This is a genomic window from Streptomyces phaeochromogenes (genome assembly GCF_001418655.1).
Taxonomy (GTDB): Bacteria; Actinomycetota; Actinomycetes; order Streptomycetales; family Streptomycetaceae; genus Streptomyces; species Streptomyces phaeochromogenes.
On the sequence record NZ_LIQZ01000157.1, the window covers coordinates 1 to 24,673 of the forward strand.

The 24,673-nt window shown below is 71.1% G+C and carries 25 protein-coding genes; 10 read left to right on the plus strand and 15 right to left on the minus strand.

Features of this window, described 5'->3' with window-relative positions:
- Positions 1-15: 15 nt before the first annotated feature.
- Entirely contained in the window at positions 16-1,386 is a 1,371-nt protein-coding gene (locus tag AOK17_RS21200; RefSeq protein WP_055614093.1) for a nucleobase:cation symporter-2 family protein, read from the plus strand.
- Here the strand turns inward: AOK17_RS21200 and AOK17_RS21205 are convergent.
- Positions 1,306-1,662 carry an ArsR/SmtB family transcription factor gene (locus AOK17_RS21205; RefSeq protein ID WP_055614094.1) on the minus strand — a complete coding sequence of 119 codons (357 nt, stop codon included), beginning with the start codon at positions 1,660-1,662 and terminating at the stop codon, positions 1,306-1,308. The two genes, AOK17_RS21200 and AOK17_RS21205, sit on opposite strands and share 81 nt — an antisense overlap.
- 150 nt (positions 1,663-1,812) lie before the next feature.
- Between AOK17_RS21205 and AOK17_RS21210 the strand changes: the two genes are divergently transcribed.
- A complete protein-coding gene (locus AOK17_RS21210) occupies positions 1,813-2,892 on the plus strand; it encodes an NADH:flavin oxidoreductase/NADH oxidase (RefSeq protein ID WP_055614095.1) in 1,080 nt (359 codons plus the stop codon).
- A 54-nt stretch (positions 2,893-2,946) separates the two neighbouring features.
- On the opposite strand, the gene AOK17_RS21215 is transcribed toward AOK17_RS21210, so the two are convergent.
- The 3 genes from AOK17_RS21215 to AOK17_RS21225 form a co-directional block, all read right to left on the minus strand.
- Positions 2,947-3,693, minus strand: coding sequence for an SDR family oxidoreductase (locus AOK17_RS21215; RefSeq protein WP_055614096.1), 747 nt, complete (start codon positions 3,691-3,693; stop codon positions 2,947-2,949).
- 92 nt (positions 3,694-3,785) lie between these two features.
- Positions 3,786-4,781, minus strand: a complete 996-nt coding sequence (locus AOK17_RS21220) for an RNA polymerase sigma-70 factor (RefSeq protein ID WP_079053185.1) — start codon at positions 4,779-4,781, stop codon at positions 3,786-3,788.
- 195 nt (positions 4,782-4,976) lie between these two features.
- Entirely contained in the window at positions 4,977-5,549 is a 573-nt protein-coding gene (locus AOK17_RS21225) for an Rv1733c family protein (RefSeq protein ID WP_055614097.1), read from the minus strand.
- Positions 5,550-5,750: 201 nt separating this feature from the next.
- Here AOK17_RS21225 and AOK17_RS21230 point away from each other — a divergent pair, with 201 nt between their 5' ends.
- The 4 genes from AOK17_RS21230 (at position 5,751) to AOK17_RS21245 (ending at position 9,729) form a co-directional block, all read left to right on the plus strand.
- A complete protein-coding gene (locus tag AOK17_RS21230; RefSeq protein WP_055614098.1) occupies positions 5,751-6,836 on the plus strand; it encodes a WD40/YVTN/BNR-like repeat-containing protein in 1,086 nt (361 codons plus the stop codon).
- A 132-nt stretch (positions 6,837-6,968) separates the two neighbouring features.
- The gene (locus AOK17_RS21235; protein ID WP_055614099.1) at positions 6,969-7,646 is read left to right on the plus strand and encodes a uracil-DNA glycosylase; all 678 of its coding nucleotides are present in this window, start codon (positions 6,969-6,971) and stop codon (positions 7,644-7,646) included.
- A gap of 32 nt (positions 7,647-7,678) precedes the next feature.
- Positions 7,679-8,686, plus strand: a complete 1,008-nt coding sequence (locus AOK17_RS21240) for an N-acetylglucosamine kinase (RefSeq protein ID WP_425424623.1) — start codon at positions 7,679-7,681, stop codon at positions 8,684-8,686.
- Positions 8,687-8,805: 119 nt separating this feature from the next.
- On the plus strand, positions 8,806-9,729 hold the full coding sequence (locus tag AOK17_RS21245; RefSeq protein WP_079053186.1) for a sirohydrochlorin chelatase: 924 nt from the start codon (positions 8,806-8,808) through the stop codon (positions 9,727-9,729).
- Positions 9,730-9,875: 146 nt separating this feature from the next.
- On the opposite strand, the gene AOK17_RS21250 is transcribed toward AOK17_RS21245, so the two are convergent.
- Positions 9,876-10,919 (minus strand): lactonase family protein, encoded by a 1,044-nt coding sequence (locus tag AOK17_RS21250; protein ID WP_055614102.1) that lies wholly within the window; start codon positions 10,917-10,919, stop codon positions 9,876-9,878.
- A gap of 447 nt (positions 10,920-11,366) precedes the next feature.
- Entirely contained in the window at positions 11,367-12,020 is a 654-nt protein-coding gene (locus tag AOK17_RS21255; RefSeq protein WP_245697264.1) for a hypothetical protein, read from the minus strand.
- Between the two features lie 286 nt (positions 12,021-12,306).
- Between AOK17_RS21255 and AOK17_RS21260 the strand changes: the two genes are divergently transcribed.
- Entirely contained in the window at positions 12,307-13,527 is a 1,221-nt protein-coding gene (locus AOK17_RS21260; RefSeq protein ID WP_055614103.1) for a metallophosphoesterase, read from the plus strand.
- Between the two features lie 56 nt (positions 13,528-13,583).
- Here AOK17_RS21260 and AOK17_RS21265 read toward each other — a convergent pair whose 3' ends face one another.
- Positions 13,584-15,071, minus strand: coding sequence for an FUSC family protein (locus AOK17_RS21265; RefSeq protein WP_055614127.1), 1,488 nt, complete (start codon positions 15,069-15,071; stop codon positions 13,584-13,586).
- A gap of 282 nt (positions 15,072-15,353) precedes the next feature.
- Between AOK17_RS21265 and AOK17_RS21270 the strand changes: the two genes are divergently transcribed.
- Complete coding sequence (locus AOK17_RS21270; RefSeq protein WP_055614104.1) at positions 15,354-15,830, plus strand: Lrp/AsnC family transcriptional regulator; 477 nt, start codon at positions 15,354-15,356, stop codon at positions 15,828-15,830.
- Between the two features lie 84 nt (positions 15,831-15,914).
- A complete protein-coding gene (locus AOK17_RS21275) occupies positions 15,915-16,610 on the plus strand; it encodes an HAD family hydrolase (RefSeq protein WP_055614105.1) in 696 nt (231 codons plus the stop codon).
- A gap of 277 nt (positions 16,611-16,887) precedes the next feature.
- Here AOK17_RS21275 and AOK17_RS21280 read toward each other — a convergent pair whose 3' ends face one another.
- The 8 genes from AOK17_RS21280 to paaA all read right to left on the minus strand — a co-directional run bounded on the left by AOK17_RS21280 (position 16,888) and on the right by paaA (position 23,789).
- On the minus strand, positions 16,888-17,457 hold the full coding sequence (locus AOK17_RS21280; RefSeq protein ID WP_055614106.1) for a TetR/AcrR family transcriptional regulator: 570 nt from the start codon (positions 17,455-17,457) through the stop codon (positions 16,888-16,890).
- 71 nt (positions 17,458-17,528) lie between these two features.
- Positions 17,529-18,230: an SDR family oxidoreductase gene (locus AOK17_RS21285; RefSeq protein ID WP_055614128.1), complete on the minus strand. Its 702-nt coding sequence runs from the start codon at positions 18,228-18,230 to the stop codon at positions 17,529-17,531.
- A 177-nt stretch (positions 18,231-18,407) separates the two neighbouring features.
- Positions 18,408-19,772 (minus strand): FAD-dependent oxidoreductase, encoded by a 1,365-nt coding sequence (locus AOK17_RS21290; protein ID WP_055614107.1) that lies wholly within the window; start codon positions 19,770-19,772, stop codon positions 18,408-18,410.
- A 197-nt stretch (positions 19,773-19,969) separates the two neighbouring features.
- Positions 19,970-21,157 carry a 1,2-phenylacetyl-CoA epoxidase subunit PaaE gene (paaE, locus tag AOK17_RS21295; RefSeq protein ID WP_055614108.1) on the minus strand — a complete coding sequence of 396 codons (1,188 nt, stop codon included), beginning with the start codon at positions 21,155-21,157 and terminating at the stop codon, positions 19,970-19,972.
- Positions 21,157-21,672, minus strand: a complete 516-nt coding sequence (gene paaD / locus AOK17_RS21300) for a 1,2-phenylacetyl-CoA epoxidase subunit PaaD (protein ID WP_055614109.1) — start codon at positions 21,670-21,672, stop codon at positions 21,157-21,159. The genes paaE and paaD overlap by 1 nt, the downstream gene beginning before the upstream one ends.
- Positions 21,666-22,493: a 1,2-phenylacetyl-CoA epoxidase subunit PaaC gene (gene paaC / locus AOK17_RS21305; RefSeq protein ID WP_055614110.1), complete on the minus strand. Its 828-nt coding sequence runs from the start codon at positions 22,491-22,493 to the stop codon at positions 21,666-21,668. The genes paaD and paaC overlap by 7 nt, the downstream gene beginning before the upstream one ends.
- Before the next feature lie 10 nt (positions 22,494-22,503).
- Positions 22,504-22,815: a 1,2-phenylacetyl-CoA epoxidase subunit PaaB gene (gene paaB / locus AOK17_RS21310; protein ID WP_055614111.1), complete on the minus strand. Its 312-nt coding sequence runs from the start codon at positions 22,813-22,815 to the stop codon at positions 22,504-22,506.
- Positions 22,812-23,789: a 1,2-phenylacetyl-CoA epoxidase subunit PaaA gene (gene paaA, locus AOK17_RS21315; protein ID WP_055614112.1), complete on the minus strand. Its 978-nt coding sequence runs from the start codon at positions 23,787-23,789 to the stop codon at positions 22,812-22,814. Before paaA ends, paaB begins: the two co-directional genes overlap by 4 nt.
- A gap of 192 nt (positions 23,790-23,981) precedes the next feature.
- Here paaA and AOK17_RS21320 point away from each other — a divergent pair, with 192 nt between their 5' ends.
- Positions 23,982-24,653: a class I SAM-dependent DNA methyltransferase gene (locus AOK17_RS21320; RefSeq protein WP_055614129.1), complete on the plus strand. Its 672-nt coding sequence runs from the start codon at positions 23,982-23,984 to the stop codon at positions 24,651-24,653.
- Positions 24,654-24,673 lie beyond the last annotated feature (20 nt).

Below are 24,673 nucleotides of genomic sequence, written 5' to 3' on the forward strand. Positions count from 1 at the left end.
ACCCCCGCACGTCAAGTGCACCCCGTGGACGAGGTCCCACCCGTCCGCCACCTCGCCGCCTTCGGCCTGCAGCACGTCCTCGCGATGTACGCGGGCGCGGTCGCGGTCCCGCTGATCGTCGGCAGCGCGATGAAGCTGTCGCCGGCGGACATGGCGTACCTGATCACCGCCGACCTGCTGCTGTGCGGCATCGCGACGCTCATCCAGTGCGTCGGCTTCTGGCGTTTCGGCGTGCGGCTCCCGATCATGCAGGGCTGCACCTTCGCGGCCGTGTCGCCGATGGTGCTGATCGGAACGGGTGGTGGCGGACTGCCCGCGATCTACGGGTCGGTGATCGTCGCCGGGCTGGCGATCATCCTGCTGGCGCCGGTCTTCGGGAAGCTGCTGCGGTTCTTCCCGCCGCTCGTCACGGGCACGGTGATCCTGATCATCGGGCTCTCGCTGTTGCCGGTGGCGGGCAACTGGGCGGCCGGCGGGGTGGGTTCACCGGACTTCGGCGAGCCGAAGAATCTCGCGCTCGCGGGCTTCGTCCTTGCGGTCGTACTCGCCGTGCAGCGGTTCGCGCCGGTCTTCCTGAGCCGGATCGCGGTACTGCTCGGCATCGCGGTGGGGCTCGCGGTCGCCGTGCCGTTCGGCTTCACGGACTTCGACGGGGTCGGGGACGCGGACTGGCTCGGCATCAGCACTCCGTTCCACTTCGGTGCCCCCACCTTCGAGGCGTCGGCGATCGCGTCGATGCTGGTCGTGGCGCTGGTGACGATGACGGAGACGACCGGTGACTTCATCGCGGTCGGCGAGATGACCGACCGGAGGATCGAGCCCCGCTCGCTCGCCGACGGTCTGCGCGCGGACGGGCTGTCCACGGTCCTCGGCGGTGTCTTCAACACGTTCCCGTACACGGCGTACGCGCAGAACGTCGGTCTCGTCGGCATGACAAGGGTCCGCAGCCGCTGGGTGGTCGCCACCGCGGGCGGCATCCTCGTCCTGCTCGGCCTGCTGCCCAAGCTGGGCGCGGTGGTCGCGGCCATACCGGCTCCGGTGCTCGGCGGCGCGGGCCTGGTCATGTTCGGCACGGTCGCCGCGAGCGGGCTGCGGACGCTGGCCCAGGTCGACTTCAAGGGCAACAACAACCTGACGGTGGTGGCCGTTTCGGTCGCCATCGGCATGCTGCCCGTCGGCGTACCGACGGTGTACGCGAAGTTCCCCGACTGGTTCCAGACGGTGATGAACAGCGGTATCAGCGCGGGCTGCCTCACCGCGATCGTGCTGAACCTGCTCTTCAACCACCTTCCCTCGAAGGGCGGTTCAGCTGCCCCCGAGGCGGACGGCCTGGCGAGCGGCGGCGGCGAGGACACTGTCGAGAAGCCCCGGGAAGAGATCGTCTAGGGCGTCCCGCCGCAGCCCGTTCATCTTGGCGGTGCCCCGGTAGACCTGCCGGATCACGCCCGCCTCGCGCAGCACCCGGAAGTGGTGCGTGGTCGTGGACTTGGTGACGGGCAGGTCGAAGTGCGAACAGGAGAGCTCGTCGCCGTCGGCGGCGAGCTCTCGCACGACCAGCAGCCGCATCGGGTCGGAGAGCGCGTGCAGCACGGCCTCCAGCCGGATCTCCGTGCGCTCGGGGTGCGGGAGGTCGCGGCTGCTGGTGGGGGCGGCGGTCGTCACGGCGGCTCCAGTCCGTCGGGGCCGGAGATCTGGGGTCCGAGGTCTCCGGAGAACCTCATTGTACGAGAGGTCTCGTAGTTTGACATCTGCCGTACTACGATGCCTATCGTACGAGTCGTTACCCGGCCCCGTCACGAATTGGAGTCCGCCGTGAGCGCGCTCTTCGAGCCCTACACCCTGCGCGATCTGACCGTCCCGAACCGGGTCTGGATGCCGCCGATGTGCCAGTACTCGGCCGCGCCGGAGGGCCCCACGACGGGCGCCCCGAACGACTGGCACTTCGCGCACTACGCGGCGCGTGCCGCCGGCGGGACCGGCCTGATCATCGTCGAGGCCACCGCGGTCAGCCCCGAGGGCCGGATCTCGCCGTACGACCTGGGCATCTGGAACGACACCCAGGTCGAGGCGTTCCGGCGGATCACGCGGTTCCTGGTGTCCCAGGGCACGGTTCCCGCGATCCAGCTCGGGCACGGCGGCCGCAAGGCCTCGACCGACCGCCCCTGGAAGGGCGGCGCGCCCGTCGGCCCGGACGCGTACGGCTGGCAGCCGCTCGGGCCCAGCCCGGTCGGCTTCGACGAGAACCACCCCGTGCCGACCGAGCTCACGGTGGACGGGATCAAGGAGATCGTCGGCCAGTTCGCCGACGCCGCGCGGCGGGCGCTGGACGCCGGCTTCGAGATCGCCGAGATCCACGGCGCGCACGGCTACCTGGTCGGTGAGTTCCTCTCCCCGCACTCCAACCGGCGCACGGACGCGTACGGCGGCTCGTACGAGAACCGTGTGCGCTTCGCCCTCGAAGTCGTGGACGCCGTGCGCGAGGTGTGGCCGGACGACAAGCCGCTGTTCTTCCGTATCTCGGCCACCGACTGGCTGGAGGAGAACGGCTGGACGGCCGACGACACGGTCCGCTTCGCCGCCGAACTGACCGCCCACGGCGTGGACCTGCTCGACGTCTCCACGGGCGGCAACGCGTCCGGCGTACGCATCCCCGTCGGGCCCGGCTACCAGGTGCCCTTCGCGGCGCGCGTCAAGGCCGAGACGTCGATGGCCGTCGCCGCCGTCGGTCTCATCACCGATGTCGAGCAGGCCGAGAAGATCGTCGCCAACGGTGAGGCGGACGCCGTCCTGCTCGGCCGGGAGCTGCTGCGCAACCCCTCGTGGGCCCGGCACGCGGCCCGCGAACTCGGGGGCGATGTGCACGTGCCGGACCAGTACCACCGCTCGGTCTGACGGTCCCGCCTCGGGCGGGAACTTGCCTCTGACGCGAGTTGCCTGCGGCGCGGCCTACTTCTGGCGGCCGAGCCAGTCCGTGAAGCTCGTCCCGGCGACGTGGGCGTCGGGGCCGGGCAGCAGCTCGCGCCCCTGGGGGTGCGCGCCGAAGTAGCCGACGGACTCGTCGGTGACGACCTCACGCGGGTCCTTCTCGGCTGCCAGGCCCGTGCGGACGAACTCGTCGAGGTGGAGCTCCTCGGGGCCCGCCACCTCGGTGGTCCCGTTCAGCGGAGCCGCCTCGGCGGCCAGGGCGACCGCCGCGACCACGTCGTCGGACGCGAGCGGCTGGAGGAGCGAGGAGGGCAGCCGGACCGTGTCGCCCTCGGTGGATCCGGCCGCGATGCCCTTCACGAACTCGAAGAACTGCGTGGCACGGACGATGGTGTACGGGATTCCGGAGCCCTTGATCAGCTCCTCCTGGGCGACCTTGGCGCGCAGGTAGCCCGAGTCGGGCAGCTGTTCGCTCCCGACGACCGACAGCGCGACGTGGTGTCCCACGCCCGCCGCGGCCTCGGCCGCGACGAGGTTGCCGGTGGACGTGCGGAAGAACTCCAGCACCGCGCTGTCCTCGAAGGAGGGCGAGTTGGACACGTCGACGACGACCGAGGCGCCCTTGAGCGCGTCGTCCAGCCCCTCGCCCGTGATGCTGTTGACGCCGGTGTTCGGGGAGGCGGGCAGAACCTCGTGGCCGTCCGCCCTGAGCCTTTCCACCAGCTTCGACCCGATGAGCCCAGTGCCGCCGATGACTACGATCTTCATGGTGCAACCCTTCCGGTTTCGTCCGACGGAATCGGACCTGCTGACCAGGTGGACCGGACAGGGTTCGCGTTTGTGACAGCCGGATTCCGGATCTACGGGACCTGCGGGGCCTCGCGTGATCCCGACCTCGACCGGACATACCCGTCGAGCTTGGCGGGGTTCATCACCCACATGATCCGCTCGATGCCCCGCACGGAGGCGTCGACGGCCAGCAGGGCGACGGCCCGTCCCTCGTGGGAGACGAGCACCGCCGGGCGGCCGTTCGCCTCGGCCCACTCGACCTCGGCACCGGGCCAGAACCTCGGCGCGAAGGCCGCCAGGTACTTGGCGACGCGCGAATTGCCGAGCACCGGGATCCTCGACGCGCCACGTACTCCCCCGCCGTCCGAGTAGCTGACGACGTCCTCGGCGAGCAGCTCTTCGAGTGCCGCGAGGTCACCCGTCCGCGCCGCCGCCAGGAAGGCTTCGAGCAGCCGCCGGTGCTCGCCCGCGCCCACCGGCTCCCGCCGCTCGGCGGCCAAGTGCCGGCGCGCCCGGCTGACCAGCTGACGGGCGTTGGCCTGCCCCGTTTCGAGGATGGCGGCGATCTGCTCGTACGGGTAGTCGAACGCCTCGCGGAGGACGTAGGCCGCCCGTTCCGTCGGCGTCAGCTTCTCCAGGACGAGGAGCACCGCGAGCTCCACCGCCTCGCCCCGTTCGGCCCCCACCTGCGGGTCGGCGCTCGTGTCCACCGGTTCGGGAAGCCACGGGCCTACGTACGTCTCGCGGCGCACGCGTGCGGACTGGGCGACGTTGATCGCCAGGCGGGTCGTCACGGTGGCGAGATAGGCGGGCGGGTCCAGGACGACCGTGCGGTCCGTCGACTGCCAGCGCAGCCAGGCCTCCTGGACGACGTCCTCGGCCTCCGCCGCGCTGCCGAGCATGCGGTAGGCGATGCCGAACAGCTGCCGCCGCACTCCGACGAAGACGGTCGCTGCCTCGTCCAGCGTGCTCTTCCCGGGAGGCTCCGAATGCGTCGCCTCCTCTACGGCTCCCACCGGCTGGTCCGAACCCGTCGCCCCGGCTCTCTCCGGAGGTTCCGAACTCATCGCTGCTGCTGCCTCCGGCCGGTCTGAACGCGTCGCTGCCCCTGCCTCCGGCTGGTCCGAACGCATCGCCGCCGCTGCCTCCGCCTCCGTGAGCCGCTCCGTGAACGTGCGGATTGTTTCACGGGGCACACGACGTGCCGCGGGAGGCCGCGGTGTTCACGCCAAACGCGGGCCGCATCCTCGGTCGGCCTCTCATCAGCCGGTCTTCCAGCCCCACTGGGGACCGACCCGCTCCCACTCCGTGTCCCACTGGTCCATCCGCCGCCGCTCCAGACGGCCGCGGACCACCCGCCCGCCACCGAAGGGCACGGCCGCGGCGCTCACTCCGATCAGAATGCCGATCATCGCCGCCCGCAGAGCGGCCTGGGCCTCCGTCGCGGGCCTGGTGACGAGGAGCCCGTCGGGGTCTGTCCACACGGTGACCGGGGTGCCGGCCGTGCTGCCGGGGTCGACCCGGGTCTGGCCCTCGTGGGCCGAACCGTCGGGCGCGGTCCAGCGGACCTTCGCCCACACCCGCTCCACACCGGCCTCTCTGGTGCCGGGCGCCCGCTCGGTGAGCAGTGCGGGTACGGGCCGCCACTCGACGCGCTCCCTGGCGAGGGTGCGCTCGACCGACTGCGCCGCCGCCAGCCCCGCGACCATCCCGGCGAGCAGCACGAGCAGCCAGGTGACGAGCACGGCCCAGGCCTCCAGCCTGTCGCTGCGGCGCCGCAGCGGATTGGGCCACCACCGCCACAGCAACGCCCTCGGACCTCGTAACGCCGCCATCGCGGGCCCTCCTCATCACCAGCAGACCGACGCCCTCCCATACGAACGCCGCCGCCCTGTTGCTCACGAGACGTACCCCACATCGGAGGCACCGCCGAAGAAACGTTCTGACCTGCGCAGATGTCGCGTCCGGGGGTGACTGTCAGTGCCGGGGTGCAAACTGGCCGATATCTGAGACAACGACGTCCGGAGGTGGCCGGCATGGCCGAGGTACTGCTCACGGTAGGCACACGCAAGGGACTGTTCATCGGGCGGAGGCGCGGCGGCGCCTGGGAGTTCGACGACAGTCCGTATTTCAACGCTCAGGCGGTCTATTCGGTCGCGATCGACACCCGTGGTGAGGTGCCGCGGCTCCTCGTCGGCGGCGACAGCGCGCACTGGGGCCCCTCCGTGTTCCACTCGGACGACCTGGGCCGCACGTGGACCGAGCCGGCCAAGGCCGCCGTCAAGTTCCCCCAGGACACGGGCGCTTCGCTGGAGCGCGTATGGCAGCTGCACCCGGCGGCGGCCGAACCGGACGTGGTGTACGCGGGCACGGAACCGGCGGCGCTGTACCGCTCGACGGACCGCGGCGAGTCATTCGAGCTCGTCCGTCCCCTCTGGGAGCACCCCACCCGCTCGAAGTGGGTGCCCGGTGGCGGCGGAGAGGGCCTCCACACCGTCCTCACCGACGCGCGCGACCCGCGCGCGGTGACGGTCGCCGTCTCCACGGCCGGCGTCTTCCGCACGAAGGACGGCGGGGAGAGCTGGCAGCCGTCCAACTCCGGTGTCTCGGCGGTGTTCCTGCCGGATCCGAACCCGGAGTTCGGCCAGTGCGTGCACAAGGTCGCGCAGGACCCGACGACCCCTGACCGCCTGTATCTGCAGAACCATTGGGGCGTCTACCGCAGCGACGACGGCGGGGCGCAGTGGACGGACATCGGCGAGGGTCTGCCGTCCACGTTCGGCTTCGCCGCGGCTGCCCATCCGCATCGCGGTGACACCGCCTATGTCTTTCCGATCAACGCCGACTCGGACCGGGTTCCCGCGGACCACCGATGCCGTGTCTTCCGCACGGCGGACGCGGGCAAGAGCTGGGAGCCGCTCTCGGCGGGGCTGCCGCAGGAGGACCACTACGGCACGGTGCTGCGCGACGCCATGTGCACGGACGACGCGGACCCGGCGGGCGTGTACTTCGGCAATCGCAACGGCGAAGTGTTCGCGTCGGCGGACGACGGGGACAGCTGGCAGCAGCTGGCGTCCCATCTGCCGGACGTCCTCTGCGTACGGGCCGCGGTGATCGATTGAGCCCCGGGACCGAGCCGGGCCCCGCCACCCTCCGGGGCCCCAACACCCGTTGCTGTCACCGCACATACCACCCAGGGCCGGGCGGCGACCACCGGTTGATCAACCATGCGCGTACGGCAGTAGGGTGACGCCGTGGCACCACGACCTCTGCATGAAATCGTCGAACAGGGCTGGGCGAAGGCCCTCGAACCCGTGGCCGGGCGGATCGCCGAGATGGGGGACTTCCTGCGCGCGGAGATCGCCGCGGGACGCACCTACCTCCCCGCGGGCCCGAACGTGCTCCGCGCCTTCCAGCAACCCTTCGACGACGTCCGGGTCCTCATCGTCGGCCAGGACCCCTATCCGACCCCGGGACACGCGGTGGGGCTGTCGTTCTCGGTCGCACCCGAGGTGCGTCCGCTGCCCGGCAGTCTCATCAACATCTACCGGGAGCTGACCACCGACCTGGGCCTGCCCCCGCCGACGAACGGCGATCTGACCCCCTGGACCCAGCAGGGCGTGCTCTTGCTCAACAAGGCGCTGACCACGGCCCCGCGCAAGCCGGCCGCCCACCGCGGCAAGGGCTGGGAGGAGGTCACCGAGCAGGCGATACGGGCACTGGCCGCGCGGGGGCGTCCGCTGGTGTCGATCCTGTGGGGGCGCGACGCCCGCAATCTCCGGCCGCTGCTGGGCGATCTGCCGTCGGTGGAGTCGTCGCATCCGTCACCGATGTCGGCGGACCGCGGCTTCTTCGGTTCGCGTCCGTTCAGCCGCGCCAACGACCTGTTGACCCGCCAGGGCGGCGCCCCCGTGGACTGGCGGCTGCCGTGACCCGTCCCGGCGGGACGTCGGGGGTGCCTGGGGTGTCGGGCGTACTCGCTGTGGATTCCGGGGGTTCGGGGCTGCGTGTCGTCCTGGCCGTCGACGGCGGCCGGGTCACGGCTCCGCTGACCTCCAGGGAGCCGGTGCGCACCGGCCCTCGCGGCATCGACGCCGGGCATCTCCTCGAACAACTGGTGCCGATGGCCCGGCGGTTGACGGCCGAGACGGGGGTCGAGGGGCTCCGGGCGATCGCGATCGGCGCCGCCGGTCTCACCACCCTGGGCGATTCGCTGCGCGCCGAGTTGCCGTCGGCGCTGGCCCGCGAACTCGGCGTACGGAGACTCGCGCTGGTCGCCGACGCCGTCACCGCGTACACGGGTGCGCTGGGGCAGCGGGTGGGCGCCGTCGTCGCGGCCGGCACGGGGATGATCGCGATCGGCACGGACCTGAAGAGCTGGCGCAGGGCGGACGGCTGGGGCCATCTGCTCGGCGACTGCGGCAGCGGCGCGTGGATCGGGCGGGCCGGACTCGAGGCGGCCCTGCGCGCCGACGACGGACGGCCCGGCGGCTCGGCCGCGCTCCTCGGCCGCGCCGAGGAGATGTTCGGCTCGGCCTCGGCGCTGCCTGGACAGCTCTACCCGCGCTCGGACCGTCCCGCCGTGCTGGCGTCCTTCGCACCCGAGGTGGCCGCCTGCGCCGGCGACGACCCGGTGGCGGCGGACATCCTGGCCGCCGCCGCCCGGCACATCGCCGACTCGGCAGCCGCGGTGTGCCCGGACGAGGCACCGGGAGAAAGCCAGGTCGCCCTCACGGGTGGTCTCTTCAGGATGGGCGACCCCCTCCTCGTACCGTTGCGGGCCGCCCTGGCGGAGCGGCTGCCGCACGCCCGGCAGGTCCCGGCGGCGGGCGACCCGCTCGACGGCGCCGTACGCATCGCCGTCGACCTGGCCGACGACCGGCTGACGCTGCCGCGCGACGAGAGCATGCTGTACGTCGTGACGGACGCCGCGGAGCCCCCGGACTCCCGCCGGCCGACGCACGCCCCTTGATCGGTGGACAGCCAGTGAGATCAATCCGTACGTAACTCATCAGACAAAACCGGACGGATACCGCTCACCTGCACCCTCCCCGAACAGGGGAGCCCAGGAAACCAGTAACATTCGGCGCCATGAGCTCCCCCACTGGGCCCGCGTCCGGCCTGCCAGTACGAATGCCGCGACCCCGCCAGCCCGGCCGGCACCGCCGACCGGAACCGTTGGCGGCTCCCGAGGGCGCGCCCGCGCTCGTCCTCGCGGTGCCGGGCCTGCCCAGCGCCGCCACCCGCAGCCTCGCCGAGGAGGTCGTGAGCATCGCACGCTCCGAGCTCCCCGGCCTCGACGGCCGGATCGGGTACCTCGACGGGGACGACTCGGAGTTCCCCACGCTCCAGTCCGTGCTCGCGCACGCCTCCGAGGAGCGCGTCGCGCGCTTCGAGCAGGCCCGTGCCGCCGGTGTGGACGCGGTGGAGCCCGACGGTCCGGTCGCCGTGGTCGTGCCGCTGCTCGCGGGTCCGGACGGCGCGCTGCTGCGCCGGGTCCGCCAGGCCGTCATGGACAGCCGCGTGGCGGCCGAGCTGACCGATGTGCTCGGCCCGCACCCGCTGCTCGCCGAGGGGCTGCACGTGCGGCTCTCCGAGGCCGGTCTGGCCCGCGCCGACCGCGCCCGGCTGTTCACCGTGGCCACGGCCGCGGACGGCATCATCCTGGCGTCCGTGGGCGGCGACGAGGCCGTGCAGGCCGCCGGGATCACCGGCATGCTGCTCGCCGCGCGGCTCGCCGTGCCCGTGATGGCGGCGGCGCTCGACGTGGACGGCGCGATCGCGGCCACCGCCGAGCAGCTGCGTTCGTCGGGTTCGCAGCAGCTGGCGCTCGCCCCGTACCTGATCGGTCCCGAGCTCGACGCGGGGCTGCTCGACGCCGCCGCGAAGGAGGCGGGCTGCTCCGCCGCCGACGCGCTGGGCCCGTACCCGGCGATCGGCAAGCTGGCGCTCGCGAAGTACACCTCGGCGCTGGGCATCGCGCCCCCGCAGCCGCAGGGCGCGCCGGTCCGCTGACGCGGACGGCAGTCGCACACGCACGAATCCCGAAGGGCCCGCTCCGTTGTCCGGAGCCGGGCCCTTCGGGGTTTCGGCGTGCTTCCCGCCCGGATGTCCTGGCGGTGTTCCCTGGTTCCCTGGTTCCCTGGTTCCCTGCCGATGTCCTAGTCGAGCACCACGCAGGACGCCGCGGGTGCCTTGACCGAGCCGCCCCGCTTCGGGACGCCCGTGTCCTGGTCCACCTCGAACCACGTGACGTTGCCCGAGCGCTCGTTCGCCACGTACAGGAAGCGCCCGGTCGGGTCGAGGGCGAGGGCGCGCGGCCAGGTGCCCCCACAGGGCACCGTGGTGACCAGCCGGGGCCCTTCGCCGGGCGGGCCGGGCACGAGCACGGAGAGGACGTCCTGGCCGCGCGTGGCGGTCCACAGGAAGCGGCCGTCGGGCGACACCACGATGCCGGACGGATAGGCGTCCCCGTCGGGGAGGTCCGGCAGCACGGACGTCTCACCGACCGGACGGAGCGCTCCCTCGACGGCGTCCCAGTGGCAGGCCGTGACGGTCGGTGCGAGCTCGTTGAGGACGTACGCGCGCTCGCCGTCCGGGTGGAACGCCAGGTGGCGGGGCCCCGAGCCGGGCCGCAGCGCGAACTCGCGGTGCAGGGCCAGCGCGCCGTCGCGCAGCGCGCACACGCGTACCGAGTCGGTTCCGAGGTCGACGCTCACGGCCCAGCGGCGGCTCGGGTCGGGCTGCACGTGGTGGGCGTGCGGGCTCTGCTGGCGCTGCCCGTGCGGGCCCGATCCCCTGTGCCGCAGCACACCGGAGGCGGTGGCGAGGCTCCCGTCGTGGCGGATCGGCACGGCGCTGACGCTGCCTGAGCCGTAGTTGGCCGTCAGGACGTGCCCGTCGAAGAGGCTCAGGTGGGTGGGTCCGCTGCCACCGACCGGCACCAACGGGCCGGCCAGAGACGGTTCGTCGCCCTTCAGCCGGTACGCGGCGATCGCGCCGTCGGCCGTCTCGCTCACCGCGTAGAGCATGTCCCCGGCGGGCGACAGGGCGAGATACGAGGGGTCGGCGACGCTGTTCACGGCGCCCAGCAGCGTCAGGGCGCCGCTCTCCTCGTCCACGGCCGCGGTGAGGACACCGAGGCCCCCTGCCGCCGTGAAGGAGCCGATGTAGGCCCGTCGCCGCCCGCCGCCGTCGTCCGCCACTGCCGTCCCCTCTCGGTGCCCAAGCCGTTCGGGGCGACGGTAGCAGCCAATGGCCTAGACCAGACGGGGGCCTCGACCAGATGGGAGGCCTCGACCGCCGGCCCGCCCGGTCCCGTCTCGGCAGAGGGGACGCTCCTCGGCACTCCTCCCGCGCTCTCGGCGCCAGTGAGGCGTTGGCCGTGAGGCGTGGCCAGCGCTGCGAGCGCTCATTCCAGGCCGTAAAGGTGGACCAGCTCCTGCCCGGTGCCGGGGTGGTCGACTCGGGCCGCGGAACGGCGGCCCAGCGCTCGCACGCCGTGCGCCGACCAGGCGCCGTTGGCGATGCCACTGATCAGCTTCTCGTCATGAACACAAGGAAGTAACTCGCCACGAAGAGTGAACGGACATACCTTTGTACGGCCGCACCAAGGGCTGTCCCACTACTGCCAGTTGGGGTGACGGCCGAGGTCAGACTGTGTCGCGGTCTGCGGCGGCGGCCCAGCGACGGATGTACGGGTCGGAATGGGCCCGGGCGGATGCGAGGGTGCTTTCAAGTAGTTGGTGAAGGCGTGGCTGGTATGCCGCGCGGGAGGTGGGCAGGTCCAGCAGGACACGGTGGCGCATCCGTAGATCGGTGGCCTCGGCGAACACCCGCATGGAGGCCTCCAGCCAGGCGTCCTTGATGTCCCGCGACTCGTCCAGAGCGGGATCACGTACCCCAGCTGGTCCGTACGCCGGGGACCGGTCTGCGTGCAAAGGCACGTGGGCGCAGTACCAGGCCCGCACGGCACCCGCTCGCTCGACATCGGTGCCGGTCCGTAGGTAGTCGACCAATGCTGCCATCACACGGCGGCGTCCGAACGCGTAGACCGCCGGCTCGACGAACCAGCGGCAGAAGCTGGGATCCGGGTCGTGGACAGCTGCCGCCATCAACGGGGCGAACAACTCCTCGGGCAGACTCGCACGTTCGAGCAGTGGCTTACGCACGGCATGGGCGAGGTGGCGGGCACGACGGCCGTCCTGCTCCACGGCGACGTCCTCGACGCCCAGTAGCCGAGCCACCTCCGTCGCGCGCATCAGGAATGAACGCGGTTCTGTGCTGGTCTGCTCGCCTTCGGCCATGACAGCATTCTGGACCGGCATGGCTGGTGTGGCGCCGGCGCCGAAAAGGACGGGTGGCCGCACGCCGCCGACGGCACAGCTCACCGCCGCCACCTCCCCCTCGGTTCAACCCGCTGCCGACGACGAGCACCCGGCCGCCGGCCGCCACGGTCTCTACGGCAGAGTCTTGCCATCCTGCAGAGAACCTTTCGCCCCACGGGGCCGCACCCCATGAACGCCCGTCCGCCCGGCCCGAGGACGACCGGATACAGTGCGCGAGACGGCAGCCTGGTCAGAGAGGGGAAGCGTGACCGACACCAGCGACACCCGATCCGCCGACAGCGAAGTGCAAGCTCCGCGGCGGAGCCGACTGCTCCGCCTGATGCGCTACCTCCCCCTGATCGCCCCTGTCCTGCTGTGGGCCGTGCCCTGCGGGGTGCTCCTGTACACCGGCCAGCACTGGCCGGTGGCCGTCACACTGGTCGGCACCGCCCTGTTCGTCCTCGGCCTCGTTGTGATGCCGCTCGCGATGGGGCGCGGTCACGGCCGACGCCAGCAGGACCGTGCGGCGATCGTCGGTGACACCCTGCTGGGCGCCAGCTGGGTTCTGTTCACCTGGTCCGTTCTGCTCGGTGTACTGCTGCGGCTCGCCCTGACCGTGGCCGGCGTCGGCGAGAGCCAGGACCGGGCCCGAATCGTCACGTGGGCCGTCCTCGGCACGACCGCCGTACTGCTCGCCTGGGGGTACGCCGAGGCCCGCCGCGTGCCACGCGTGCGCCGCCTCGACGTCCGACTCCCGCGGCTGGGCGCCGGGTTGGACGGCCTCCGCGTCGCCCTCATCACCGACACCCACTACGGCCCGCTCGATCGCGCCCGCTGGTCGGAGCGGGTGTGCGAGACGGTGAACACGCTGGAAGCCGACCTGGTCTGCCACACCGGCGACATCGCGGACGGCACGGCCGAACGCCGCCGCGCCCAGGCCGTACCCCTCGGTACCGTGCAGGCCACCCAGGCCCGGGTGTACGTCACCGGCAACCACGAGTACTACAGCGAGGCCCAGGGCTGGGTCGACCTGATGGACGAACTGGGCTGGGAGCCGCTGCGCAACCGCCACCTGCTGGTCGAACGCGGCGGCGACACCCTCGTGGTCGCCGGCGTGGACGACGTCACCGCCGAGTCCTCAGGCCTGGCAGGCCACCGCGCCAACCTCGCCGGAGCCCTGGACGGCGCCGACCCCGACCTGCCCGTCCTGCTCCTGGCGCACCAGCCCAAGTTCGTCGACCGGGCGGCAGCCGACGGCATCGACCTCCAGCTCTCCGGCCACACCCACGGCGGCCAGATCTGGCCCTTCCACCACCTGGTCCGCCTCGACCAACCCGCCCTGGCCGGCCTGAGCCGGCACGGCGCCCGCACCCTCCTCTACACCAGCCGCGGAACCGGCTTCTGGGGCCCGCCGTTCCGCGTCTTCGCCCCCAGCGAGATCACCCTGCTCGTACTCCGCTCCCCGCAGCCGCCCACCACTCCGTAGCACCGGGGACGAAAACCCTGCCGTCGAGCCCCACCGCAGGTGATATCCACCAGCCGTCACGCGGAGGCGATGGGGCTCCGCAACGGTACGGCGAGTGCTTTCAGCGCCTGCTCCAGACCGTGCAGATGGCTCAGGGCCGGCTCACCGCCTGAAGGGTGCACCGCGGCAACCGGCACGTCGATCTCGCTCCGCGCCGCATCAGGCATGGTCAGTGCCTCCACCGCCGCTTCCACCCGCCAACAGGCGGCAGCGAGCCTCGCGTCGTGGGAGGCATCAGGATCCGCGGCGACCGATGCCAGGCCGCGTACTTCCTGCGCGCACTGGTCGAGCAGCTCGATGACCTGGCGGGCCCTCGTTCTGCGGGCCCGCAGCGGGCTGAGCGGATGGACCAGCGGGGCCAGCGAGAGCCGCACCCGACCCAACAGCAGTTCCAGCTCAGCGACATACCGGGCCGGATCCGCCCCCGGGACCCCGGCCAGCCGGGCGGCAGCCTCGGACGTGCAGGCATGGACGCAGTGCAACGCGCGCTGGACCCACGCATCGGTGGTGGCATGCGTGGTCACCGGCAGCAGCAACAGCACGGCGAGTGCCGCGCCGAGCGCCCCGACCCCTGTCTCCATCACACGCAGAACAAGCAGGCCCGGATCGAGCACCCCCAGCAGCCCGTACAGCAGGCCCGCCATCACCGTCACCGCCAGCATCATCCACGTATACGACACCGCGGCCGCATAGAAGATGCCGAACACGCAGACCGCGACGAGCCCCGCGGTCGGAGCACCAGCCCCGTCCAGCGGAACCGCGATCACCAGGCCGACGGCGATACCGATGACGGTTCCCAAGACGCGCCGAAAGCCCCTCACCAGGGTCTCGCCGCGCGAGGTGGTGTTCACGAAGATCCACCACACCGCACCCACAGCCCAGTACCAGCGCTCGTGCGACACCAGCTGTCCCGCCACCAGGGCGAAGGCTCCGCCCGCCATGCCCTGGATCGCCTGGCGCGTGGTCACCCGGGCGAAACCCGTACCGCCCGGCGCCGCCACCGAAACAGCAGCAGGCGGCAGCCGCCTCTCATAGCACCACAGACCAAAACGCACCGTCGAAGACGCCAGCAGGGAAAGGACCACCGCCGCACAGAGCTCCGGCAACCGGCCCGGCACCGCATGCAGGAACTGCGCGGCGAAGAACATCATGAACGCGAATATCCCCAGAGCGTTCCCCCGCGGCCCCCATCTGCGGGCATAGATCCCCGCACCGAGAACGGCGACGAAGGCGACGTCCCGCACCCCCGGGGAATCATGCAGTACAGCCGCGAGAGCCAGCACCGGGAAACCCGCCACCGGCAACAGCGCCGTCGTGACCGCCTGCCCCCGCACCGACACATCGGCCACCGTGAACAGAGCCAGCAGCGCGGCGAGCCCACCAGCGATCGCCGCCGGCAGCGACTGCGTCGCGAGATCCGACACCGTCACCGCCAGACCGACACCCAGGACCCCCCGCGCGGCACTGCGCAACCGCAGCCGCCCCGGATCCGGAGCCATGAACATCTTCTTCACCGTCGGCAGCCCGCCCCCACTTCGTGTCGACCCCACCGTCAGGACGTGCCTGTTCTTCAGGACGTGCCTTCGGGACATGGCAATGGCGCCGCGGGTCCGGATCCGGCTTCCTTGCCGTCCGGCGCTTCACGGCGCCATGAATGACGCGTGTCCGCGCCATGGATACCCACAAGGTAAGCAGTACGGGGGCAGTGGCTCAACCGGCTCGTGATCTACTGGGCCATTGGTACAGTCAGGAACGATCAGCCCAGACCACAGGGAGACCAACGGACCATGGCCGTGGACGAGCTCGACACCCGCGTCCTGCGGCTGCTCATGGAGCAGCCGCGCACCAGCGTGCGCGAGTACGCGCGCATCCTCGGCGTCGCCCGCGGCACGCTGCAGGCTCGGCTCGACCGGCTGGAGCGGGACGGCGTGATCACGGGCACGGGTCCCTCGCTCTCCCCCGCCGCGCTCGGGCACCCGGTGCTCGCCTTCGTGCACATCGAGGTCACCCAGGGTCATCTCGACGACGTGGGGGACGCGTTGGCGGCCGTACCGGAGATCATCGAGGCGTTCTCGATCACCGGCGGCGGGGATCTGCTGACGCGCGTCGTCGCGCGGGACAACGGCCACCTGGAGGACGTGATCCAGGCGCTCATCAGCCTGCCGGGCGTCGTCCGCACCCGGACCGAGGTCGCGCTGCGCGAGCGGGTGCCGCAGCGGATGCTGCCGTTGGTCGAGGCGATCGGGCGTACCGCCCGGGGGTGACGGGGCGGCGGACGGTCCAGGGGTGACGGGGGCGTACGGCCCGGGGGTGATCGTCAGGATTCGGGAACCGGCATCCTGGATCCCATGAACAATCTCGGCGGCACTTCGGTCATCTTCGATCTCGACGGAACACTCGTGGACAGCGAGCCGAACTACTACGAGGCGGGACGGCAGACGCTCGCCGGGCAGGGCGTCACGGACTTCACCTGGGCGGACCACGAGCGGTACGTCGGCATCAGCACGCAGGAGACGATCGCGCTCTGGAAGGAGCGGTACGCCCTGGAGGCCCCGCTCGACGTGCTCCTCGCGGACAAGAACCGGCGCTATCTGGAGCTGGCCCGCGCGTCGACCCGGGTCTACCCGGAGATGCGGAAGTTCGTGGAGCTGCTGGCCGGGGAGGGCATGCCGATGGCCGTGGCCTCGGGGTCGTCCCGCGAGGCCATCGAGGTGATCCTGGCGGGCACGGGGCTGTCCTCGTATCTGCGGACGGTCGTCTCGGCGGAGGAGGTCGACTCCGGCAAGCCCGCTCCCGATGTCTTCCTGGAGGCGGCGCGGCGGCTCGGGGCGGCTCCCGGGGACTGCGTGGTCCTTGAGGACGCCCCGCCTGGGGCCGCCGCGGCGCACGCGGCCGGGATGCGGTGCATCGCGGTCCCGTATGTCGCGGGGCAGGCCGATGATCCGGCGTTCGCCACGGTGGGGTTGTTGTTGCGGGGTGGGCAGGCCGAGTTTACGGCTCGGGCCGCGTACGAGTGGCTCCGCCGGTTTGGCGGGGAGGGGTAGGTGAGTTGTCGGGTGAGGGTTGGCTGTGGCTGAGCGCGCAGTTCCTCGCGCCCCTGAAGGGCGGGGGGAGTTCTACATGTGTGGGCGGGCCGTGGTGGAGCGCGCCGTTCCCCGCGCCCCTGAAGGGCGGGAGGAGTCCTGCACGTGTGGGCGGGCCGTGGTGGAGCGCGCCGTTCCCCGCGCCCCTGAAGGGCGGGAGGAGTCCTGCACGTGCGGGTGGGCCGTGGTGGAGCGCGCCGTTCCCCGCGCCCCTGAAGGGGCGCCGCCCCTTCCCTCTTTATGCGACGCCCGCCGCGTCCAGCAAGGCGGTGGCCGTTGTTGTGGTCAGGCCGTCCAGGGTTTCTGCCTTTGCTCCGGCGCGGGCGCTTGCTCCGTCGAAGACGAGGGTGAGCTGGCGGGCGAGGAGCTGGGGGTCGCGGGCGCCGCCGCGCTCGGCCTCGACGCGGAAGGCCTCGGTCAGGGCGCCCTTGGCCCGCAGGGCGACGACGCTCGCCGGATGCTCGGGGTTCTTGAGCTCGACCATGGCGGACAGGAACGGGCAGCCGCAGTAGTCGTCCTTCGTCGAGGCCTGCTCCAGCAGCTCGAAGATGTGCAGGATCCGGGCCCGGGGCGGCCGAGTGTCGTCGGGGTCGAGGGCCAACTGCCGCGCGTATTCCGGCGCACGTCGCTCCAGGCTCGCCGCGAGCACCTCGTCCTTGCTGGCGTAGAGCTGGTACATCGAGCGCTTGGACACCCCGGCGGCCCGGCACAGCGCCTCGACGCCGATGGAGACGCCCTCGCGGTAGAAGAGCTCCATGGCCGCGTCGAGCAGCCGGTCCCTGGTGGATGTCTTGTCCGTACTGGCCATGAGCGGAGGGTACCTCCGTCGGGGAACGCCCCCAAAACCGATCGGTCTACTGCCGACGCGGCGGCTGGAGGCTAGGCGACGAGCTGCGGATACAGCACCGAGAGATCCGCGGACAGCCCGGACTTCACCTGGCGGGACAGGTCGTCGGCCAGCACCTCGAACGCCCCGCTCTCGATACCGTCGAGCGCCTGGGAGGCCACGTCCTCGGGCGAGGCCTTGGGGGCGTCGATCTTGGCCGTCATGTCCGTGTCGACGTAACCGACGTGGAGCCCGGTGACACCGATCCCACGCGGCTTGAGGTCGAGCCGCAGGGAGTTGGTCTGGGACCAGACCGCGGCCTTGGACGCGCTGTACGAGCCGGCGAGGCCGACCCACGACAGCACGGAGTGGACGTTCAGGATGTGACCGCCGCCGTTGCGCTCGATGATCGGGACGAACGCCCGCGCGGTGAGCAGCGGCCCGTAGAAGTTCGTCTCGAAGTCCCGGCGCACGTCCTCGACCGGCGCCTCCAAGAAGGACGCGTTCACGGAGACCCCGGCGTTGTTGATCAGGATGGTGACGTCGCCGGCCTGCTCGGCCGCCGCCGCGACGGACGCGGGGTCGGTGACCTCCAGCGCCAGCGGGACCGCCCTGGGGTGCGTGACCGTCCGCGGATCACGGGCCGTGGCGTACACCTTCTTCGCGCCCCGCTCGAAAAGCCCTTCCACCAGCGCCTTGCCGATCCCCCTGCTGCCGCCGGTCACCAGGACGACGGAACCCTCGATCGCAGTCATGTCACTCTCCGAACTCATCAGGCAAGCACTTGGAAACCGATCGGTTTCCCTTGATGGGAAGAGTAAACCGATCGGTTTCACAAAGCAAGGCCGCCGAATCGCGGGCAAACGCAAGAGGGGCCCCGTCGCAGTGACGGGGCCCCACATGACCGGTGAACCGGTGGCGGTCGGTCGGTGTTACGCGCCGCTCGCCCTGAGCATGTCCTCGCGCTCGACGAGCTTCACGCGCTCGCGGCCCTGGGGCTCGCCCAGCGCCTTCTCCGCGGCGTCCAGGCGGTACCAGCCGTCCCACGTCGTGAAGCGGACGTTCCGCTCGGCGAGGAACGCGTCCACGGCCTCGGGACCGGGCGAAACAGGCGTGGGCAAACGGCCGTTGGCGTGGTCGTCCAGCAGGCTGGCGACCGTCTCGTTGGCGTCACCCTTGGTGTGACCGATCAGACCGACGGGACCGCGCCTGATCCAGCCGGTGACGTACGCCGACTGCAGGTGCTCGCCGGTCTCCTCCATCACCCGGCCGGCCTTGTCCGGGACGGTGCCCGTCTCGACGTCCCAGGGCAGCTTGGGCAGCTTGTCGGAGAGGTAACCGACGGCCCGGTACACCGCGCCGAGGTCCCAGTCCTTGAACTCGCCGGTGCCCTTGACGTTGCCGGTGCCGTCGAGGGCGGTGCGCTCGGTGCGCAGGCCGACGACCTTGCCGTCCTCGCCGAGGATCTCGGTCGGCGACTCGAAGAAGTGCAGGAACAGCTTGTGCGGCCGGTCGCCGACGTCGCGGATGGCCCAGTTCTCCAGGGTCTTGGCGACCATGTCGGCCTGCTTGTTGCCCCGCCGAGTGGCGATCGAGCCGTCGTCGTAGTCGATGTCCTCGGGGTCGACGATGACCTCGATGTTCGGGGAGTGGTCCAGCTCCCGCAGCTCCATCGGGCTGAACTTCGCCTGCGCCGGGCCACGGCGGCCGAACACGTGGACCTCAAGGGCCTTGTTGGCCTTGATGCCGTCGTACACGTTCGCCGGGATCTCGGTCGGCAGCAGTTCGTCGGCCGTCTTGGCGAGGATGCGCGCCACGTCGAGCGCGACGTTGCCGACGCCGAGGACGGCGACCTTCTCCGCCTCCAGCGGCCAGGTACGCGGCACGTCCGGGTGCCCGTCGTACCAGGAGACGAAGTCCGCCGCGCCGTACGAGCCGTCCAGGTCGACGCCGGGTATGTCGAGGGCCCGGTCGGCCGTCGCACCCGTGGAGAAGATGACCGCGTCGTAGAAGGCACGCAGGTCGTCCAGGTTGATGTCGCCCGGGTAGTCGACGTTGCCGAAGAGGCGGATCTGCGGCTTGTCGAGCACCTGGTGCAGGGCGTTGATGATGCCCTTGATGCGCGGGTGGTCGGGGGCGACGCCGTAGCGGATCAGGCCGAACGGCGCCGGCATCCGCTCGAAGAGGTCGATGGACACGCCGGGCTCGACGGCCACTGCGGACTTCAACAGCGCGTCGGCGGCGTAGATCCCGGCGGGGCCGGCTCCGACTATGGCTACCCGCAGGGGGCGAGACATGTTCAGGTTCCCTTCGAGCGATGATCGATCAGGAGTACTCACCCGGAGCCTAAACTAAGGCATGCCTAAGTCAGTAGTCGGGCCCGATCTATGACCCCATAAGGCCGCTTTATGGGGTCCGCGCGCATGAAGGGGCAGGGGTCGACTCCCGTGCCGGCTCAGCTGTCAGGGCCGACGGTCAGCTACGTAGTCGACCGTCAGCTGTCGTAGTCGACCGTCAGCGTCTCGGAGACCGGATACGACTGGCACGTGAGGACGTACCCCGCGTCCACCTCGTCGGCTTCGAGGGCGAAGTTGCGGCGCATGTCGGCCTTGCCGTCCGTGACCAGCGCCCGGCAGGTGCCGCAGACGCCGCCCTTGCAGGCGAACGGCAGGTCGGGGCGGGTCTTCTGGGCCCCGTCGAGAACGCTCCGGTCCCGGGCGAGGGCGGCGGTGGTGGAGCGCCCGTCGAGGGTGATGGTCACCTGGCTGACGGCCCCCGCGATGGCGGCCTCCTCGTGACGCACTTCCCGTACAGGCTCGTCGTCGGCGTAGAACAGCTCCTGGTGGACGCGGTCGCCGGGCACTCCGAGACCGGCGAGTACCTCCTGGGCGTCACGGACCATGCCGTGCGGCCCGCACAGCCACCAGTGGTCGGCCCCCTTCACATCGACCAGGGCATCGACGAGCGCCGAGAGCCGCTCGGCGTCGAGGCGGCCGGAGAGCACCTCTGCCTCCCGGGGCTCACGCGACAGCACATGGGCGAGCTGGAAACGGGCCGGGTACAGGTCCTTCAGGTCCGCCAGCTCGTCGGCGAACATCACGGTGCCGGTGCGCCGGTTGCCGTAGAAGAGGGTGACGGTGGAGCGGGGGTCCGCGGCCAGGACGGACTCGGCGATGGACACCATGGGCGTGATGCCGGAGCCCGCCGCGATGAGCACGTGATGGCCGTGCGCGGTGAGGTCGGGGGTGAAGAAGCCGGTGGGGGCCATGACCTCGACGGTGTCGCCGGGGCGTACGTCCTGCACGAGCCACGCCGAGAACAGACCGCCCGGCACCACCCGCACCCCGATCCGCGGCACTGAACCGGCCGGAGAGCAGATCGAGTACGAGCGCCGCTCGTCCCGTCCGTCGATCTCGCGCCGCAGTGTGAGCGACTGCCCGGGCGCGAAGGCGAACTCCTCGGCCAGCTCCTCCGGGATCTCGAAGCTGACGGCCGCCGCGTCCTCGCACAACGGCTGTACGGAGGCGACGCGGAGCGTGTGGAAGGCCGGACGGCGGGTGCGTACGCGCGGACGCGCCGCCGGGCCGGACGCGGGATCGGAAGCGGTAGCAGGGCTGGAAGCGGTGGCCGGCGCGGCCGGGTCCTTCAGGCCTCCCATCGGCTCTTCCCTCAGGCCTTCCATCAGATCTCCTTGACGTACTCGAACGGCTCGCGGCAGGCGAGGCAGCGCCACAGCGCCTTGCAGGACGTGGCGGCGAAGCGGGAGGTCTCCTCGGTGTCCGCCGAACCGCAGCGCGGGCACGCCACCGTGCGCCGGACGGGCGACAGCACGAGCGGAACGGGACCGGCTGCGTGGTGGGGTGCGGCACCGGGCGGCGCGATGCCGTGCTCGGCGAGCTTGCGCCGGCCCTCCGGAGTGATCCAGTCACTCGTCCAGGGCGGGTCCAGGACCGTACGGATCTCCACGCGCGTGTACCCCGCGTCGCGCAGCCGTGCCGCCACGTCCGCGCGCATCTCGGCCATCGCCGGGCAGCCGGAGTAGGTCGGCGTCAGACTCGCGACCACGGTCCCGTCCCCGGTCATCTCGACGGCGCGCAGGACACCGAGGTCGGCCAGGGTCAGCATGGGCAGTTCGGGATCCGGCACCTGCTCGGCGATGTGCCGGGCGTGCCGCACGTCCGTCAGTACGGTCACCATGTCGCCCCCGGGTGTGCGCGTGCCACGCTCTGCAGCTCGGCCAGCAGCGGCGCGAGATGCTCGGTGCGCTCCCCCGCACGGCCGGCGCCGGGCAGCGGCCGGTACACCGGCATGGGCAGCCCGGCCGCCTCGGTGACCTGCCGCAGCACGGCGACCACCTCGCCCCGCACGTCGTACGCCGTGAACAACTCGCCGAGGTACGGGGCGACCTGCTCCATGGCCGTACGAGTCCTGCGGCGCGACTCCTCCGTGCCGTCACCGAGGCGCACCGCCCACTCGGCCGCGTACTGCCGGTGGTAGGTCAGCTCCTTGACGCCCTTGGCGGCGATGGCCGCGAGGACGGGGTCGGGGTGCGCCGAGAGCTGCTCGAAGTGCGCGAGGCGCCAGCTGGACAGGACCAGCAGCCGCACGATCGAGAACGCGAAGTCCCCGCACGGGAGTTCGGCCAGCCGGACGTTCCTGAAGTCCTCGGCGTCCCGGAAGTAGGCGTACGCGTCCTCGTCGCGCCCGGTGCCGTCGACCTGCCCGGCGCGTGCGTACAGCAGACGGGCCTGGCCGAGGAGGTCGAGGCCGATGTTGGCCAGCGCGACCTCCTCCTCCAGCTCCGGGGCGCGGGTGGTCCACTCGGCCAGCCGCTGCGCGGAGACCAGCGCGTCGTCGGCGAGTGCCACGCAGTCCGCGGCCAGCCGGCCGGCGTCGACACCCTCGGGCACGGTGGTGTCCACGCCGTGCAGCGGGTCCTCGAAGCCGGTGCCGTACGCCCAGCGGGAGTCGTCCTCGTGTCCCTCGGCGAGGGTCATGTAGACGTGGTCGTCACTCATGCCCTGCTCCTCAGATGTGCGGGACGTCTTCGGGGATGTCGTAGAACGTCGGGTGGCGGTAGACCTTGTCGGCGCTGGGTGCGAAGAAGGGGTCCTTCTCGTCGCGCGTGGACGCCGCGATGTGCTCCGAGCGCACCACCCAGATCGAGACGCCCTCGTTGCGCCGGGTGTAGAGGTCACGGGCGTGTGTGAGCGCCATGGCGTCGTCGGCGGCGTGCAGCGAGCCCACATGGACGTGGTTCAGCCCGCGCTTGCCGCGCACGAACACCTCGTACAGCGGCCAGTCGCCCCTGCCGGTGCCCTGGGTGATGTCGCTGCTCATGATGCCGTCGCTCCTTCACGCGCGCGTGCCGCCTGCTTGGCGGCATGGGCTGTGGCCGCCTCCCGTACCCAGGCGCCCTCCTCATGGGCGCTGCGGCGCCGCTCGACCCGCTCGGCGTTGCACGGCCCGCCGCCGGAGATGACCCGCTTCAGCTCCTCCCAGTCGGGGGTGCCGAAGTCGTTGCTGCCGCGCTCCTCGTTCCAGCGCAGGTCCGGGTCCGGCAGCGTGACGCCGAGCTTCTCGGCCTGCGGGACGGTCATGTCGACGAAGCGCTGACGCAGTTCGTCGTTGCTGTGCCGCTTGATCTTCCAGGCCATCGACGCCGCCGAGTTGGGCGAGTCGCCGTCGGGCGGGCCGAACATCATGAGCGAAGGCCACCACCAGCGGTTCACCGAGTCCTGGACCATGGCCCGCTGGGCCTCGGTGCCGCGCATCATCGTCATCAACAGCTCGTAGCCCTGCCGCTGGTGGAACGACTCCTCCTTGCAGATCCGCACCATCGCGCGCGCATAGGGCCCGTACGAACTCCTGCACAGCGGAACCTGGTTGCAGATCGCGGCGCCGTCCACGAACCAGCCGATGACGCCGACGTCGGCGAAGGTCGGCGTGGGGTAGTTGAAGATCGACGAGTACTTCTGGCGCCCCTCGATCAGCCGCTCGGTCAGGTCCGCGCGGTCGGCGCCCAGGGTCTCGGCCGCCGAGTACAGATACAGCCCGTGGCCGGCCTCGTCCTGGACCTTCGCGAACAGGATGGCCTTGCGGCGCAGCGAGGGCGCACGCGTGATCCACTCGCCCTCCGGCTGCATGCCGATGATCTCCGAGTGCGCGTGCTGCGCGATCTGCCGCACCAGCGTCTTGCGGTAGCCGTCCGGCATCCAGTCGCGCGGCTCGACCCTCTGGTCCCGCGCGATCGTCGTGTCGAACTGCTGCTGCAACTCCTGGAGCGGCACCTCGGTGGAGTGTGTCGTGGTCATCGATACCAGCTTCCCAACCGACCATTCGTTCGGTATCAGTGTGACGTGTTTCTGCCGACCGGGCAAGACCCCGGCACGATCAGGGGTGGTGTGGCTCCGGGCGCATGAACACCTGGATTCACCCGCGACCGCCGATCATGCGATTGTGGAATAATTCAATTTGAGCTACGAAAGGCTACTTTCGTGACCAGGATGAGCAATGGCGCTGACTACGAGAGCATTCGGTTTGACCGCAGCGGTCAGGCCGAAGCCTTTGACGCCATCGGCGACCGCTACGACGAGGCCTTCCCTCACAAGGAGGGCCAGCTTTCCGCCGGAGAATGGCTGATCGACTCGTTGCCGGCGGGTTCGCGTGTGCTCGACCTCGGCTGCGGCACGGGAGTGCCGACCACGCGCCAGATGACGGATGCCGGCTTCGAAGTGGTGGGCATCGACCTGTCGCGCAGGATGGTGGAGCTCGCCGGGCAGTACGTTCCCGGGGCGACGTTCCACCAGCTGGACATCGCCGACCTGCGCCCCGGCGGCCCGCACGATCTCGGCCGTTTCGACGCCGTCGCGGCCTTCTTCTCCCTGCTGATGCTGCCCCGCGTGGAGATACCCCTCGCACTGCAGACGGTTCGCCACCTGCTGGTTCCCGGTGGCCTGTTCGTCCTCTCGATGGTGGAGGCCGATGTGGACAACTACGCGATCCCGTTCCTCGGCAACACGATCCGGGTTTCCGGCTACGTGCTGGAGGACCTGCACAAGGTCATCGAGGCCGGGGGCTTCGAGATCGTCAAGGAGGACTCCTACACCTACGCCCCGGCGGTCGCCGACGTCCCGCCCGAGGAACAGGTCTTCCTCTGCTGCCGACGGCACGACTGAACAGGCACGACCCTTCACCG